Annotated in this window: 20 protein-coding genes; 2 read left to right on the forward strand and 18 right to left on the reverse strand. The window is 58.2% G+C overall.

Annotated features, from left to right (window positions below):
• Both ACYVI2_RS29080 and xisR read right to left on the reverse strand, forming a co-directional pair.
• A partial coding sequence (locus ACYVI2_RS29080) for an Arm DNA-binding domain-containing protein (protein ID WP_415818957.1) occupies positions 1-1,264 on the reverse strand: 1,264 nt, incomplete at its 3' end.
• Complete coding sequence (gene xisR / locus ACYVI2_RS29085) at positions 1,222-1,419, reverse strand: excisionase family protein (protein WP_415818958.1); 198 nt, start codon at positions 1,417-1,419, stop codon at positions 1,222-1,224. The genes xisR and ACYVI2_RS29080, both read right to left, overlap by 43 nt.
• A 119-nt stretch (positions 1,420-1,538) precedes the next feature.
• Between xisR and ACYVI2_RS29090 the strand changes: the two genes are divergently transcribed.
• Entirely contained in the window at positions 1,539-2,255 is a 717-nt protein-coding gene (locus ACYVI2_RS29090) for a hypothetical protein (protein ID WP_415818959.1), read from the forward strand.
• A gap of 17 nt (positions 2,256-2,272) precedes the next feature.
• Here ACYVI2_RS29090 and ACYVI2_RS29095 read toward each other — a convergent pair whose 3' ends face one another.
• From ACYVI2_RS29095 to ACYVI2_RS29135, 9 genes are read right to left on the reverse strand one after another with little or no spacing between them, the layout of a single operon-like run.
• Entirely contained in the window at positions 2,273-2,791 is a 519-nt protein-coding gene (locus ACYVI2_RS29095) for a hypothetical protein (protein ID WP_415818960.1), read from the reverse strand.
• The gene (locus ACYVI2_RS29100; RefSeq protein WP_415818961.1) at positions 2,788-3,036 is read right to left on the reverse strand and encodes a hypothetical protein; all 249 of its coding nucleotides are present in this window, start codon (positions 3,034-3,036) and stop codon (positions 2,788-2,790) included. The genes ACYVI2_RS29095 and ACYVI2_RS29100 overlap by 4 nt, the downstream gene beginning before the upstream one ends.
• The gene (locus ACYVI2_RS29105; protein WP_415818962.1) at positions 3,017-3,685 is read right to left on the reverse strand and encodes an HNH endonuclease signature motif containing protein; all 669 of its coding nucleotides are present in this window, start codon (positions 3,683-3,685) and stop codon (positions 3,017-3,019) included. The genes ACYVI2_RS29100 and ACYVI2_RS29105 overlap by 20 nt, the downstream gene beginning before the upstream one ends.
• A complete protein-coding gene (locus ACYVI2_RS29110; RefSeq protein WP_415818963.1) occupies positions 3,682-4,119 on the reverse strand; it encodes a hypothetical protein in 438 nt (145 codons plus the stop codon). The genes ACYVI2_RS29105 and ACYVI2_RS29110 overlap by 4 nt, the downstream gene beginning before the upstream one ends.
• Position 4,120: 1 nt before the next feature.
• Positions 4,121-4,738 carry a 3'-5' exonuclease gene (locus ACYVI2_RS29115; RefSeq protein WP_415818964.1) on the reverse strand — a complete coding sequence of 206 codons (618 nt, stop codon included), beginning with the start codon at positions 4,736-4,738 and terminating at the stop codon, positions 4,121-4,123.
• A 29-nt stretch (positions 4,739-4,767) separates the two neighbouring features.
• Entirely contained in the window at positions 4,768-6,555 is a 1,788-nt protein-coding gene (locus ACYVI2_RS29120) for an AAA family ATPase (protein ID WP_415818965.1), read from the reverse strand.
• Positions 6,556-6,559: 4 nt separating this feature from the next.
• Entirely contained in the window at positions 6,560-7,579 is a 1,020-nt protein-coding gene (locus ACYVI2_RS29125; protein ID WP_415818966.1) for a ribosome modulation factor, read from the reverse strand.
• 33 nt (positions 7,580-7,612) lie between these two features.
• Positions 7,613-8,827 (reverse strand): recombination protein RecT, encoded by a 1,215-nt coding sequence (gene recT / locus ACYVI2_RS29130; RefSeq protein WP_415818967.1) that lies wholly within the window; start codon positions 8,825-8,827, stop codon positions 7,613-7,615.
• A 15-nt stretch (positions 8,828-8,842) separates the two neighbouring features.
• A complete protein-coding gene (locus ACYVI2_RS29135) occupies positions 8,843-9,649 on the reverse strand; it encodes a RecB family exonuclease (protein WP_415818968.1) in 807 nt (268 codons plus the stop codon).
• Between ACYVI2_RS29135 and ACYVI2_RS29140 the strand changes: the two genes are divergently transcribed.
• Positions 9,648-9,815 (forward strand): hypothetical protein, encoded by a 168-nt coding sequence (locus ACYVI2_RS29140; protein WP_415818969.1) that lies wholly within the window; start codon positions 9,648-9,650, stop codon positions 9,813-9,815. The genes ACYVI2_RS29135 and ACYVI2_RS29140 overlap by 2 nt on opposite strands.
• Positions 9,816-9,835: 20 nt before the next feature.
• On the opposite strand, the gene ACYVI2_RS29145 is transcribed toward ACYVI2_RS29140, so the two are convergent.
• The 7 genes from ACYVI2_RS29145 to ACYVI2_RS29175 all read right to left on the reverse strand — a co-directional run bounded on the left by ACYVI2_RS29145 (position 9,836) and on the right by ACYVI2_RS29175 (position 13,657).
• Complete coding sequence (locus ACYVI2_RS29145) at positions 9,836-10,174, reverse strand: hypothetical protein (RefSeq protein WP_415818970.1); 339 nt, start codon at positions 10,172-10,174, stop codon at positions 9,836-9,838.
• On the reverse strand, positions 10,171-10,371 hold the full coding sequence (locus tag ACYVI2_RS29150) for a hypothetical protein (protein ID WP_415818971.1): 201 nt from the start codon (positions 10,369-10,371) through the stop codon (positions 10,171-10,173). The genes ACYVI2_RS29145 and ACYVI2_RS29150 overlap by 4 nt, the downstream gene beginning before the upstream one ends.
• On the reverse strand, positions 10,368-10,868 hold the full coding sequence (locus ACYVI2_RS29155; RefSeq protein ID WP_415818972.1) for a zinc-finger-containing protein: 501 nt from the start codon (positions 10,866-10,868) through the stop codon (positions 10,368-10,370). Before ACYVI2_RS29155 ends, ACYVI2_RS29150 begins: the two co-directional genes overlap by 4 nt.
• Before the next feature lie 94 nt (positions 10,869-10,962).
• Entirely contained in the window at positions 10,963-11,319 is a 357-nt protein-coding gene (locus tag ACYVI2_RS29160; RefSeq protein WP_415818973.1) for a hypothetical protein, read from the reverse strand.
• 352 nt (positions 11,320-11,671) lie between these two features.
• On the reverse strand, positions 11,672-12,475 hold the full coding sequence (locus tag ACYVI2_RS29165; RefSeq protein WP_415818974.1) for a DUF3800 domain-containing protein: 804 nt from the start codon (positions 12,473-12,475) through the stop codon (positions 11,672-11,674).
• Between the two features lie 44 nt (positions 12,476-12,519).
• The gene (locus ACYVI2_RS29170; protein ID WP_415818975.1) at positions 12,520-12,753 is read right to left on the reverse strand and encodes a hypothetical protein; all 234 of its coding nucleotides are present in this window, start codon (positions 12,751-12,753) and stop codon (positions 12,520-12,522) included.
• A 37-nt stretch (positions 12,754-12,790) separates the two neighbouring features.
• Positions 12,791-13,657, reverse strand: a complete 867-nt coding sequence (locus ACYVI2_RS29175) for a DUF2569 family protein (protein WP_415818976.1) — start codon at positions 13,655-13,657, stop codon at positions 12,791-12,793.
• Between the last annotated feature and the right edge of the window lie 62 nt (positions 13,658-13,719).

Raw genomic sequence — 13,719 nt, forward strand, 5'->3', positions numbered from 1 at the left:
AAGCCTTTACGGACGCGCCCTTCAGGCTTTCTTCTTCGCCGTGCGAATCCCGTGCGAATGCGCCGGCCTTCTGGTAATTCCGGGGAATGAACTTGCCGTAGATTTTAAACACCATCTCAACATCGACGTGCCCGAGCTGGCTAGCCACCCAATAGGGGTTCGCACCGGCCGTCAGAAGTGTGCTGGCGTAGGTGTGTCGCAGCTGATAAGGGTTACGGTATCGGACCCCTGCCCGCTTGCACAGTGGTTGCCATAGACTCTTGCGGAACTGCGCTTCTGATTCCCACGGGGCGTTCTTCCTGGGGTCATGCCAGATCCGGCCGTCAGCCAAAAATGTGTATGCTTTCTGCGCCTGGAGCGCGGCCATGGCATCAGCATCGAGATCCACGTCGCGAACGCCGGCCTCGGTTTTGGGCTTTTTGATGACCTGCTGTACCTTGCCGTCCACCATGCCGGTCACCATGTTGTCCTCGATGCGCATGCGACCGTGCACCCAGTCCGTGCCGGTCCACGGCATAGCCAACATCTCGCCAGGCCTTGGCCCGGCCCTCAGCCAGAATTGGATCATCGGCCGTTCATCTGATCGAGCGGCATTCAATAACGCGGCCACCTCGTCCATGTCGAACGGATCGACAACGTACTCCGACTTCTTGGCAGTCTGCTTAATCAGCTTTTTCAGGGCAATCCGGTTCAACGGGTTGCTCTCGAGCAGCTCGTCATTTACAGCATCGTCCAGGACAGATCGTAAGGGCGTCAGCCGATTGCGCACGCTCTTGCTGGTGACACCCATCCCTGCAATCCATTCTCTCAACATCGAGGGTGTTAGCTCATCGAGCGGAGTGTTCTCCCAGCGAGGCAATAGATAGATCCGAATGGCCTTGTCGTAGCCCAGGAGCGTAGAGGCGGATAGGGTCCCGTTTTCAGCCTGTTTCTCGTACAAAGCCTTCTGACGCTTCAACATAGCCCCCAGAAGTATTTTCCCGCCTGGCCGACCACCATCGTCAGCGGGGTCCAGGCGAGCGGCTCTGGGAGACTCCGGGAAATATGCCCGGTAGCTGAACACGCCGTCTTTGATTTTGCGCCTGATCTCAGCTCGCAAGCCTGCCGCGTAGTCAATATATGACTTGGTGATCCTGCCAGGAGGGAGCAACTCGCGGCACTCTTCCCCCTTATAGCTGAACGCGATCTGCAGCCGCTGGCCATCTTTCAGATCGCGGATCGTTACGCCGCGCGGCGGCTTTGGCTCTGATCCTGCTCGACCCATTTATCCACTTCCTCGGTGTTGATCCACAGGCAACCGTCAGCCGCCTTCTTGTAGTGGACGCCATCCGTCCAGATCCTGCGACGATTTTTAGCATAGATGGCGTCAGGGGTGTCGCCGCTCATCTCGCAGTACTTGGCAAGTTTGACCCATTTCATGACTCACCTCCTTCAGCCCGGTTCAGCGTGGCGGATACCGACCACGCTTCATGACGTCGAAATTGAGATAAAGTTGAACCACAATGCATTGCCCCGTTCCATCTACCACGGAGAGTGTCATGTCGATTGCACGAGTTGTAGTGGCTTCGTTGATGATTGGTTTTGCGGCCAACGTCGTGGCGCAGGAAGATCCGATCTTTCGAGTACACATCGGCGCACCGCCGGGATATCCTGCCGTGTGCAACAGAGTGGATGGACACTCTAACGACTACGAGAGCGACACAAGGACTGTGACCATTGCACAAAACTGGCAATGCAGCCCGGACAGTGATTGCTCCACATGGCGGCTGAGGTTCCAGCGGGTGGACGATACAAACGCACATGGAGGTCGCTGTGCAACGAGACTTTCTTCGACGATAAAAGGTGATGGAGTGTTTTCTGCTCGCCTGTACATTCACTCGAATATCGCGACATCCGACGGGGTATATACGATAAACGCATCTCCAGTGCCATTCGAATCTGAGGAAGAGTTGGACCTGATCGTTGCTAATGTCGAAGAGGGGGTAGCCAAATTTGGTATGCCGGGGCAGGCCTTCGCCGTGCCCCTGGCTGAACTCCAGCAACGCTGGATCGTTGTTACGATGACCAAGAGTGGGAATTCGTGCAACTTGCTCATAGCGAGAGAGGATGGTGCGCCGTCGATCTCGAAGAACAACCTTTATTGCAACCTCAACCCCACTGAGAGTCGAGTGGTCATCAATTCTCGCGCCAGGAACCACGTAAGCGACACCAGTTCGTTTATGACAATTTCGAACGTGAGTTGGGTACCTCAATAGATAGGTGGGCGGATTGCTCATTGCTTCGCCTCCTTGCCCTGCTCGGCTATGGCGGCGTCGTATTCCGCTCGCACGATAGTGATGCGTTCGACGGGAATGGCATTACCACTGGTAAATTTGTCCTTGACCAAACGATACAGTGGGTCAGATTCACGCAAATCCGGATAAAGCTGGTTCCCGTCCTCATCCCACGCTGCTCCGATGTTGCCAAACGCATCGACCAGGTAGGTCATGCCGCTGCGGAATGGGTGGATGGCATCTTGCGCTAGCAGCGGAGTTCCGCAAGCCAGGCCGTAAAGTCTTTCGCGCTCGACGCCAGCAACTTCGGAGGCATGTCGTATAGCAAGATCGCCAAAGGTGTCTTGATAACGATGGGCGAATCCAGTGGGCTCTCGGTCACCCGCCAGGCGCAGCTTGGATATCTCTTCGTTGATCTGCGCAATTTCCGCTTTGTGCGCAATCTCGGTGCACACACAGCAATTAGCGGGATGGGTTCTACCGTGGGTACATTGGTTTGGATTGGCCGTCATGATCATCCCGCTATCCGATGCTGACGAATGCCAGTGACGCCCGGTGGCAAATCTTCCTTTTCCTTAAGGAAAGGCGATTCATGGCCACCGTTGTTGGCCCGGATGTAATCGACCTCGACCTTGGCGCTATTGATGATCACCTGGCCAACGTCGCTGATCGCCTTGGCCTGTTCGACCGTTATCTTCCCAGCCCGCAGATCGGCCAGCGTATCGAACATGGCTTCGCGTAAATCACTGATGTTTCTGGACACGATTAATTCTCCGATTGAGGACGGCGCGGGCGCGGATGACGTCCACGATTTCTTTGGGATAGTTGTGAAGGGTGTTGCGCCGCATGTTGTCGGCCTGGCTGATGCACTCGAGGCGATCGACAGTGATTTCCTCGAGGACGGATGTGCGCATGCCTGGCTTGAAGCAGACAATGTGGCCCTTGGGAATTGGCCCATGCTCGGCCTCCCAGACCACTCGGTGCACGGCCACCCAGCGCCGGACAGGCACCGGATGATCGTCGTTGGTCTTGACCTCGAGGTAGCCATCCTTACTCATACGGGTGGTCCCGATCGGCACGTAGTTATGGCGTGCAGCACCGCACATCTCGCCCTTCTTGAACTGCGTCCGTCGCGAGTTGGGATGGAGTCCCGCGGATCCGGGCTTGCCCTTGTTCCACGGGACGATACCTGGCTGAAACCGGCCGGAGACGCCGAGCGTCCCATCGGTAAGGCGCCCAGAGTGAGGGCCGTTGTAGAAAGATTCGGACTTGGCCAGGCCCAACTTCCTGGCTTTGCCATAGACCTGGGAAATTGGACGGCCCAGCGCAGCGGCGATCGCAGCGCCGGGCATGTCAGCATAGAAGCGCTTGAGCACCTTGATTTCGGTGTCTGTCCAAGGTTTACGAGTCATGCCGCGGCCCCTGCACCGTTCATGCGTGCAGCTTTCGCCGCAACAACGTACGCATGTTCTGACTCCGCCAAGGTCTCCGTGTCCAGCAAGCCGAGAATCGTATCGATGACGCTGGCCGTGTTCGCCAGGATGTGGCGGTCGTCATCACTGAGTACCGCCGGCGCGCGGTAGGCATTGAGCACGGTGGCCGCTTGCTCAAGCACAGCCTGCTCCTCGAGGAAACGCCGATCTCCCTGGATACACAAGCTGACCACGTTGAGAATGTCTGCGACATCGTCCCGTGCATCAGACGATGGATATACAAACAGCCGAGCTAAGGCCGTGTGCATATCCATGCTGATGCGATCGCACGACCGCCCCAAGAGCGGCGTTCGCTTCGGGTAGCGCGGCACGCCGCGCTTAATACGCCTGGCCTTGCGGTGCGGGTTGCTCATATCAAGCCGCCTCCGCCGCCTGCAGATCCTGGATGGCAAAGTACACGTCCATGCAGCCTTTCACGTCGGTCATGGCGCTGTGCGCGTTCTCCAGCGGCTTGCCGGTGAAGTGCAGCACCGCCTCGCTCAGGTTGGCGGTCTTGTAATGATTCCGGCCGGCGGCGACCATCTTGGCCGTGGGGGGGCATTTCACGATCGGCGTGGCCAGGCGTGCGGTACATTCTGCGGCTCCCCCCTTCCAGGCCTCGAGCTCGCCTTCCAGCTCGCCCGCTCGATGCTGGGCGATGCGGATGATGCGAGCGTCGAACTGTTCGTTGTGGGCAATGCGACGGCTGCACGCTGACCACATCTCGAGAAACAGAGACAGGGCCAGCGACTCGGGCACACCCAGCGCGGCTGCACGCTCAGTCGTGATGCCATGGACAGCTGCGACCGCGTCTGGGATCTCCCAACCATCCGGGCGGACGATCACATCGAGGCTGGCCAACGTTTCGCGGGTGTCCAGATCCACCAATGCAGCTGCCAACTGCACAATGTGAGGCTGGCCAGGATCCTCGGATGGCGCGCTAAAAATCGGCAGACCCGAGGTTTCTGTGTCGTAAAAGAGAGCGGTATTCATGGTGGTCCTTTCGTGAGGCGGTCGGCGGATCAGGCGGTTTTTTGCAATGGCTGTGCGCCGATATGGCCCTGCTCTACCCAATAAACGGTGAATGCATCGCTGGGCGCCGCGGGCGCGGTTTTGAGCGTGCCAAGCAACAGAACGGTGTCGATGTCCCCGTCGGCGGCGATCGCGTCGAGCAGGCCCAAGGCCTCCGATCGGCCGGCCAGGTCGAGATGGTCAAAGCGATCAAGGATCACGCAGCGCAGGCCAGATAGAAATGCGATCGCCAGGGCCAGCAGCGCATCGGCACGCCACTGTTCCGATTCCGACAGCAGACGATACGGACGGCCTCCGGCCGTGATGGCCATGTCGCCGTCGATCTGCACTGCACGCCAGCCAGCGCAATCGGACATGGACAGCAGCTCGTCATTGAACGGCTTGAGTGCCTTGGCCAGAATCTCGCCGGGGATGCCGTCGGGCGACAACGCGCTGCCGATCGCATCCCATGCCATGACCTCGGCGTGGTACGAGGCGGCGTTCTGCGTGCGCTGGTCTGCGCTGACGGCGGCGCGCTTGGCCTCGAGGAGCTTATCGACGCGGGCGCGCAGTTCCTGACGTTCGCCATGCAGGCTGGCCAGGTTTGTGCGGATCGTTGCCACATCGCTTTCAGAGATCGCCTCGGGTGCGGCGCTGCCGCTCTGTTGCTCTGCAGCAGCTTCAGCTGCAGCGATATCGCGCCGCGTGTTCTCAACCGCACGAGCAGACAGATCCCGCGCTTCGATGGCCTTGGGCAGCGCGGCAGACGACTCGGCGTCGCCTACGGCGTCTAATGCGCCGTACTGGAGCTCGTAGGCATTCAAGGCTTTCAACGCAGCACGGTCGCCGTCGTCCGCCATCTCCGATTTGATTCCGATGGCCTTGCTGGCCAGATGATCGAGACCTCTTGCCAGGTCATGCACCAACCCGTCACGTGGCCCGGTACCGGCCTTGGCCTGCAACTCTTCGACCTTTCTCGTCCACGTCGCCAGATCCTGCTGATCACACTCGAGTTTGGCGCGCAGCGCACTCACCCGCCCTGCCCGCTCCTTCAGGCTGGCCAACTGATCCTTCTGCGCTTGAAAGGCCTTGAGCTTCTGTTCCATGCCGCCTAGTGACTTCGCGACGATCTCGGCACGGCGTTCAACGCCGGCGAGCTCGGCCTGCGCTGCGTCCACCGCCGCTTGGTCGTAGGAAGGAACATCGGCCTGCCAGCTCTCGCCCTTTTGGCTGCCCCAGGTTTCACTGGTCACGCCCCGCCAGGCGCCCTTAGCCTCGGTCGCCTGCTTTTTCGCGAACTCGGCGCCGGCGGAAAAGCCGCTGCGCAAGATGGGTTTCATCTGCGTCACCAACGCCTTGTCGCACCCTCGCTCGAGTAGCTTGCGCTCGATCTCGTCAGGCGTAGCGCGAGTGCCGGTCAGAGTAAACAACAGCTGGCGGCGCTCGTCGGGCTTTGCCGCTGCGAACAGCTCAGGCGACAGCACGTAGGGCAACGCGGGACTGGTCGGCACAGCATCCTCACCAGAACGCTTACCACTGGGCAGCGCAATCGACACTGGTGCACCGTCCACTTCGACCTCAACGGCGGCCAGCTTGGTGCCCTCGTGCACGACCAGGCCGAGTTCCTTTTTCAAGGTCACGCGATCGGCGGCACCGAACAGGGCAGCGCGTACCGCGTCCGCAATGGTGGACTTGCCCGCGCCATTGTGGCCAGTGATAAACGCCACGGGTGTGGGCAGCGGCAGATCCGCTGCTGCAATGCCCTGAAAATTCGAGATAGATAGATTGGTCAAGCGCATGGCGTCAGGCCTCCGCGTCAGCCGGTTCAACCAGGCCATCGACAAACTGGCGGAAACTTTCGAACGCCCGGCCCTTCAGGCCGCTGTCGCTGCCCTTGGCATAGATTTGAATCAGGCGGCTTTGAATAGTGCGCAACGCATCCTCGCGGCTGTCGGCCGAAGCGTGGGATGACAACGGGCTGCTGCTGTACTGGCCATTGATGTTATTGAGCTCGACGGCGTACAACCATTTCCCGTTCTCGAGCTCAATCAACTCAATGATCACGGAATGCTTCAGACGAGACCATTCGATGGTGAGATCTGGATCTGCCTCATAAACGCCATTCTCGTTGGGCAGTTCGCCAGCGACTGTGCGCACAGGTTCGCTGTCTTCGTGGTAAGCCTTCCAGCCCTTAACCCACTGAATGCAGAGCTGGCCATCCATGACCGGGCACGCCGACTCTGGCTGGCCTTCAGATCCAGCGGCATAGCCATCGTTCCAAGCCTGGTCCAGATCCTCTTTCGTAGGGCCCTGAGGTCCCTCGAGTTGCGGCATATCCCGGAACTCAGCATCGACCACGTCATCGTCGTCCTGGTCGTCCATGCCGTCGCCGTCCTCATCGGTGTACTCGTTGCCGAGATCCATGGAGCGCTGATCGCTCTCACCGCGCACAGCACCCATCCCACTGGTGTGGGTCTGGCTATCGGCCACGACGATCAAGACGGCCTTGCCCTGCGAGTCGTACAACTCGTGCAGCGATTCGGCGCCGCGGCCGACCTTGATCACGCATTTGGCACCGTCTTTGATCGTCACTTGCTCGAGGTCGCCTTGCACGACCGTGCGGCCTTCGCTGGCGATCAGGTGGACGGCCATCTTGATGTTGTACTCAACGCGATCGCGCAGGCGGTCAATGATGTCGTCCTGCTTGGCCTGCGACAGCTTCGGCCAGGTGTCGGGCAGCAGCTTCAGTTCTTGAACGAGAGCAGATAAGAGATCTTTGCCGATGGTGGTCGCGGTCATTTCGCGAGGATCTTGGTGTGTCATGTTGTGGGGCTCCGGGTGGGATGAAGTGGGGGCTTATTCGGGCGCCGCCATACGGCGGCGTTGCGTGGTCCGCGGTGCTTGCTGCTGTTCGACGGGATCAGCCTGCGTCGTTTGTGCCGGGCGGGCCATAGCGATACGACGCTGCTGATAGATTTCATGTAGTCGTGCGCGCGCGGCGGCGTCTGCCACTCCCTCAATGGAATCGGCGGCGATCTCAAGCACCTGCAGATCCTTGGCGGCATTGAGCTGAGCCGCGACCTTCACGGGATCCAGGCCCGGATCATCGTCCGCTGGAGCATCCTGCCCTTCGTCTGCAGGGGCGGCCACTGTCGCGCCCTGCGCCGGGTTACCGGCCTCGGCTTTCGCCTGCTCTGGGGAGGAGTTCAGTACTTCGCCAGTTTCTGGATCGATGCTGTCGTCGGCACCGTCAACGCCGTCCTCATCGCCGGTCGGGATAACCGTAAACTCGCCATCGATCGTGTTGATATCCAGCTCTTGCGACACGCCGCGTGTCGTCAGATCGTCCAGTGCCGAGGCAGTGGCCAACTCGATACTGACCGGCAGGTATTTAAAGAGACGACGCAACACCGTCTTGCGGCCCATTTCAACAAAGTGCTGACCCCACACGCTGCCAGCCTTGTCTTTGGCGAACTTGTAGTTCTGGCTCTCGTCGCGGATCTTCTCGACCTGGGCACGGCTCATGACCTCAAAGGCATGGCCACCGTCTTTGAGCTTGGCCACCGCGTAAAAAGCGATGACCTTGCCGCGTTCACCCATCGCAGGACGGTGGTCGAGGCGTTCATCCAGGCCATAGGCATAGTCGAACTTGTCGTGTTCGCACACCTCGTGCGCGGCGATGCTTACGACCTGGCCGGAACGGCGCGACAGGTCGATCAGGCCTTTGTAGCCCAGTACGATCTGGACCTCGGTGACTCCCTTCTTGCGGTTATCGAATGGGATCAGATAGGCATGGCCCAGCGGCGTATTGGGCTCCAGACCCAACTGCGAGCACTGCACCACGCCACCGAGCAGCGACTCCAGCGTGCAGTTCATCAGCTTGGGCGTCGTGCGCATTGCGCCCAGCGCAATCTTCAGCATGCGATCGGGGCTGACGTGCTTGGGCAGCACCGCGGCAAGCGTGCTTTTCTGGCTTTCGAAAAACGTTTTGATCGTGCCGGCGCCGACCTGTTTGGCGACCATCTTGGACGTCTGTTTCAGGTTGGCAATTGAGGTGGTGTTGTCGGACATTGATGGCTCCAGGAATTACTCGTGAAAGATGCAGCTGTTCCAACGGGCGCAATACTTCTTGCTGCACAACACGCTGGAGGGGTTGGGAGGAAAAAGGCCGGTACGAAACATCGACGCGGCGTGCTCGATGAGGCCGGGTTCTGAATCGGTACCGACCATGACGCGGCGCGCGTCGAATACCTTGCTGACGGCGGTGTCTGTGCTGCCGCTGGTGGACAGTGCGATGATCTGAGCCCCAGCGGTACGCAAACCCTTGGTCGCGTCGTACATGAGCTGATAGGTACCGGTCTGAGGTGATCGGCCGTGGATGTTGGCCTCGCCTTTCGTGACCACGCGCAGGCCCGTTTTGATGTCAGGTATCACGACGCCTTCGCCGGTTTCGGCCACGCGCGCCCGGTCCATCGATCCTGTGAGGCGCACGGTCATGCCGCCACCACAATCGATATCCAACGGATTGAGCTGGGTTTCGACGTCGATGAAATCGAACTGCGGCGCCACGTCGGCGCAGTAGCGAACCAGCAAGGGCAGCGCAATGCGTTCGGCCTGGCTGATCGAGATCCCGTCTGAGGTCTGGTCAACCTCGAAACCAGGATCTTTCAGTGTGTCCACCAGTACGCCGGCCGCATCGTCCGGGGTGCACGGCGTGCCATCCAACCGCGCGCGATCAAACGCAGCGGTACCGGCGTGCACAGCAGTGCCGAGCAAGGCGCGCATACCGGAGGGTTTACGAATACCCAGGATGTGCACTCCTTCCCAGGCATGTGCGCAGTCGAACAAAGAACCCCAGCTGCTGGCGCGGACAGTGAATACGCTAGATTGCATGTTCGATGTCCTCTCAGCGTGCGGCATAGGCCGCGTTGTCGCCGGCCGCTTTGGCTTGGGCCTGGCTATCGAGGGTCGGCCCGATAACGCCGGTACCGATGCACAGACCAACGGTGGCGCAGCTCACAGCCCAGGCCGCGACAATGGCGTCACGGTGGTCAGCTAGGAATTTGAAGACGCGGCCGATCATGCCTGTTCCCCCTTGGCCTTAGCGATGGCGGCACGCAAACCATCTAGATCGGGATCTCCCACGCCAGCCCAGTCGGTCAACTTGGACAACCAAGCCGAGTGCTTCTCGAGCTGCTCGAGCAATTCAGGCGCGGCGGTGATCAGGTGGGCAGTGGCCTCCAATTCTGGGGAGCGTTCGTCGTCTTCCATGCGCCACACAACCAACGCGAAGCCGGAGTGCTCTGGGCTGTTGATTTCGACCCATCCACCCTCACTACCGACGAGCTCGGAGAACGGAACAGGATCAAATCCAAGCGACCATGGCCCGATAACGTGCCTGGGGTTTTCTTGTGTCATTGCTTTGGCTCAATCAAAGGGTGTGTGCTGATCTGCCGCGACGGCAGACACGCGAATTTCACGGTGTGGGCTTGGAAGATGACCAGGCGCGACTCGCAGTCAGCCTGTGAGGCAAACCGCTCAATCACCATCACCGGCGGGCGGTTATGGCTCGGCGGAATGAAAGCCATCAACACCCAGATCGTCACGGCCGTCATACCAAGCCCCCGAGCTCGAGGCGGCAGATCTCCCCTGCCCTTTCGGCCTGCTCTTTCGTGAACATCCCGAAATGGCAGATAGAGCGCGAGATCCCCAGGACTTCAGCGAGCCATGCGTAAGCGCGGCTGCGATCGCCGCCAAAGCGGCTTACCAGCAAACGCTGAAACGGGGCCTTGCTATGCTTGCGTGCATTGGTAGTCGCACGATCCGCCATCAGACCCAGCGGCAAATCAGTGTCCGGATGCAGGCCGATGTACGCCTGGCATTGCGTGCAGCGATACACGAACGGCCAGTCGCCATACGAGCGGCCGTTGTAGATCACGCTGTTGTCGCTGAGCCGCACCGGACCGCCGCAGCAGTGGCACGACTTCGGCGGTTCGATGCGATCGCGCACTCGAGCAAGCGCACGGCGAGAGACATGAGGAAGTGGCGCGGGCGCCTGCAGCTTGTTCTTGCTGCGGCTACGTGGGTCGATACCCAGCACTTGGATAGTCATGCTTTGCCCCTGAAATGAGTCATGACGCGATCGCCCAACAGGGCGAGAGGAAATGCGGCAACAAGGCCGGATACGATGAAAGTCAGCGTGGCGATCACTGGAGTACCTCCAGGTCCTCGGCAGTCATGTTGGTGAGCAGCTGCCGTGCGCGTTTGACGAGCTCGGTTTTCAGCTCGGCAATGCCCGGTTCGCCCCGTTTGCGATCGAATGGCCAACTGCTCATGCAGACCAACGCGACTTGGCCCATGGTGACGGCGCCGATATCGCTGAACGTCTCGGCCCACCACTCGAGATCCTCGCCATAGGCGCGAGTGATGCGGCCGGCGAATAGGTCATAGATCGGGCCCAGGATGCACTCGTCATCGGGCTTGGAAACTGCGGTGTCGTCAGCCTGGTCGGCTTCACCGACGCGGGCGGCGTCATCTGGTAAGGCTGCTAGGTTGGTGTGCATTTCTTTCTCCCTGCCCGGCGGTTGTGATGGGCTTGGGAGAAAGTATAGAAAAACTAGACTTTATGTGTCAAGAAAATCTAGACAATGGCTAGAGAATCTTGACTAGAGCAAACCCTGATGCGGCACACATCCAACAAAAAGCCGCTCAGCGGCGGGCGTAGGCAATAAAAAACCGCCCGGAGGCGGTTGTTGTGTGAGGCCGGCTAACCCGTTCCCTCTCAGCTACCGACAGTTTTCAGCGGACCGCCGGATGCAGCGCTACTCCCATGTATATGGATTACGTGGCCATCGCTCGTGTGGGACCATGTTACCCAAGACTCTTCATTCTGTGCGGCGCACCGTCGATGGAAGTCTAAACAGCATTGGAAGCATAGTAAGTCACGCTCGCACAAGGTTCGCACCAGTTTGGGTGCAAAGCATCTCGACCGATCATGGCCATTAAGAGCTCTGCCCCCCCGTTAGAACCGGCTAAATATCGACGAAAGGTATACGCACATGCATCAGCCAATTGCAACATCGGAGATTCCTTTTTTTGGGCAAATGCAGGAGCATCTACAAATAGATCAGCAGAGAAAAGTAATCCATCTGGATGGGAGTATCCTAACGGTAAAGGTTGAACTTGCTCCGGCGATAGTTGAACACTCACCTGCCTCGCAACTTGATAGACTTTGCTCAAAAATTGTTGCCGCTCTGGAATACTTTCGTGTACAACGAGTATTCGCTCGCCTTTGCCTGCCATGCGTTTAATGATTCGATTTGCCGCTTGAAGCATAAAGGCGAAAGCCATCATATGGTCGCGCTCAGATGCACTGATCTTATCTTCCGGAAAATTTCCATTTAGTGCGTTTGCCTTCGTAGCGCCCACATGGATTGGCATTCCCAAGCTACGTGGGATAGAGACAAATGATTTGAAAAAATCCAGCCTATCGCTTAGCGGCCAGCGTTCGCGAGGGACTCGTTTACCGCCGTTGATAATCTCTTTCCCATGAAAGATAAAATCTTTACCTAGATCTGCGGGGACAAATTTATTAACAACAGCTCGAATCGCGTTTTCTGCTCGCGCTGACATTTCGCTGTCAGCAACCTGAACTCCTACAACTATGCGATGAGGTTCGGAGTCAGAGGTTCCAGCTTCATCTACATAGACAACTCTCATGCTTTCGCTCCTTGCTCGTCGGCTTCTCGGTGGGGGGGGGTTGGTCACATACCTTTATTGGCAGTGATATAGGCAGCAAACATGGTGGTGAACACGGCCAACGTGACCGTTGTTAAATCGATGTCGGCACGCGTTGTACTCTGATAGACCGCTGTGCCGACGAACGCGAGGGCAATGCCCCACGAATACGTCAGAGGAAATGGAGTGCCGCGCTTGCGCTCCAGGACAAAACCTAAAATGAGTATTGCCAGCATGTAGAAACCCGCGATCAATTCCATGCATTACCTCGTCGGCTGATATGTTGGGCTTTTCGGACTAGAGCGTCGGATCCCTGCGCTCTGGGAAGGTCACTCTTCCGTGCAAATCATCGGTTGGATATAGCCTGTTGTAATAGGTATTACGGACTCGCCTCGATCGCTTGAAATACCAAGTCCACAGCGCTGCAACGATCATTCCACCGAGAGCAGACCCGACTCCCTGAGGATCGAAGTAATCATTCAAACGAAGTCCCAAGAACACATTCGCGCTGATAGCGTCCAGCAGCAACGTAATTACGGGCAGCCATAATGCAAACATTGCTAGCTTTACAGATTGTGGTTTGTGGTCTTTCCACAACCGATATCCAGCGGCGATCGATATAGCGCAGCCTGCGACCACTAAACACCAAGTGGCAGTTTTGTAGTTAGACCAATCAGGGATGCCAATTATTTGCGGATACAGTTTCTCCGTTTCATCGATATTTCTTAACGTCGCTCCAAAGCTACCTAGGGGACGAAAGATCATCAGGCCAACTATTGGAAGCCAGAGCCACCCGCCGACTCCCGTAGGTCCGACAACATCTCGAGCTTGAACTGTCCGCGCTGGCTTAGAACTTCCTGACGGCGTGAATAGATCACGAAAAGAACCGATGACGGCTGCAATTACCCCAGGAACAATCAGAGCCAGACCTGGAGCGGCAAACACCAAAGCCATCACCCAATGCCAATGCCAAACGTCCATCGCCCCAAAGAACGCCCCGATTGTCACAGGAAGAGTGAAGCGAAATACAAGACCTACGGTTAGCGCTGCCCAAGCCCAGCCCACACCAAGGTGATATTCAATGCCGATGTAGCCGGCCACGAGTTGCGCTATTCCATAGGCCGTAAATGCCAGAAACCCGATAAGAGGTACCAGTGCTCTCATGACATCCCCAATAAAAATAGTTGTTTCACCATTCTCATTTAGTCACACTCATGGCAAATATT

It is taken from the genome of Bordetella tumbae (genome assembly GCF_054780995.1).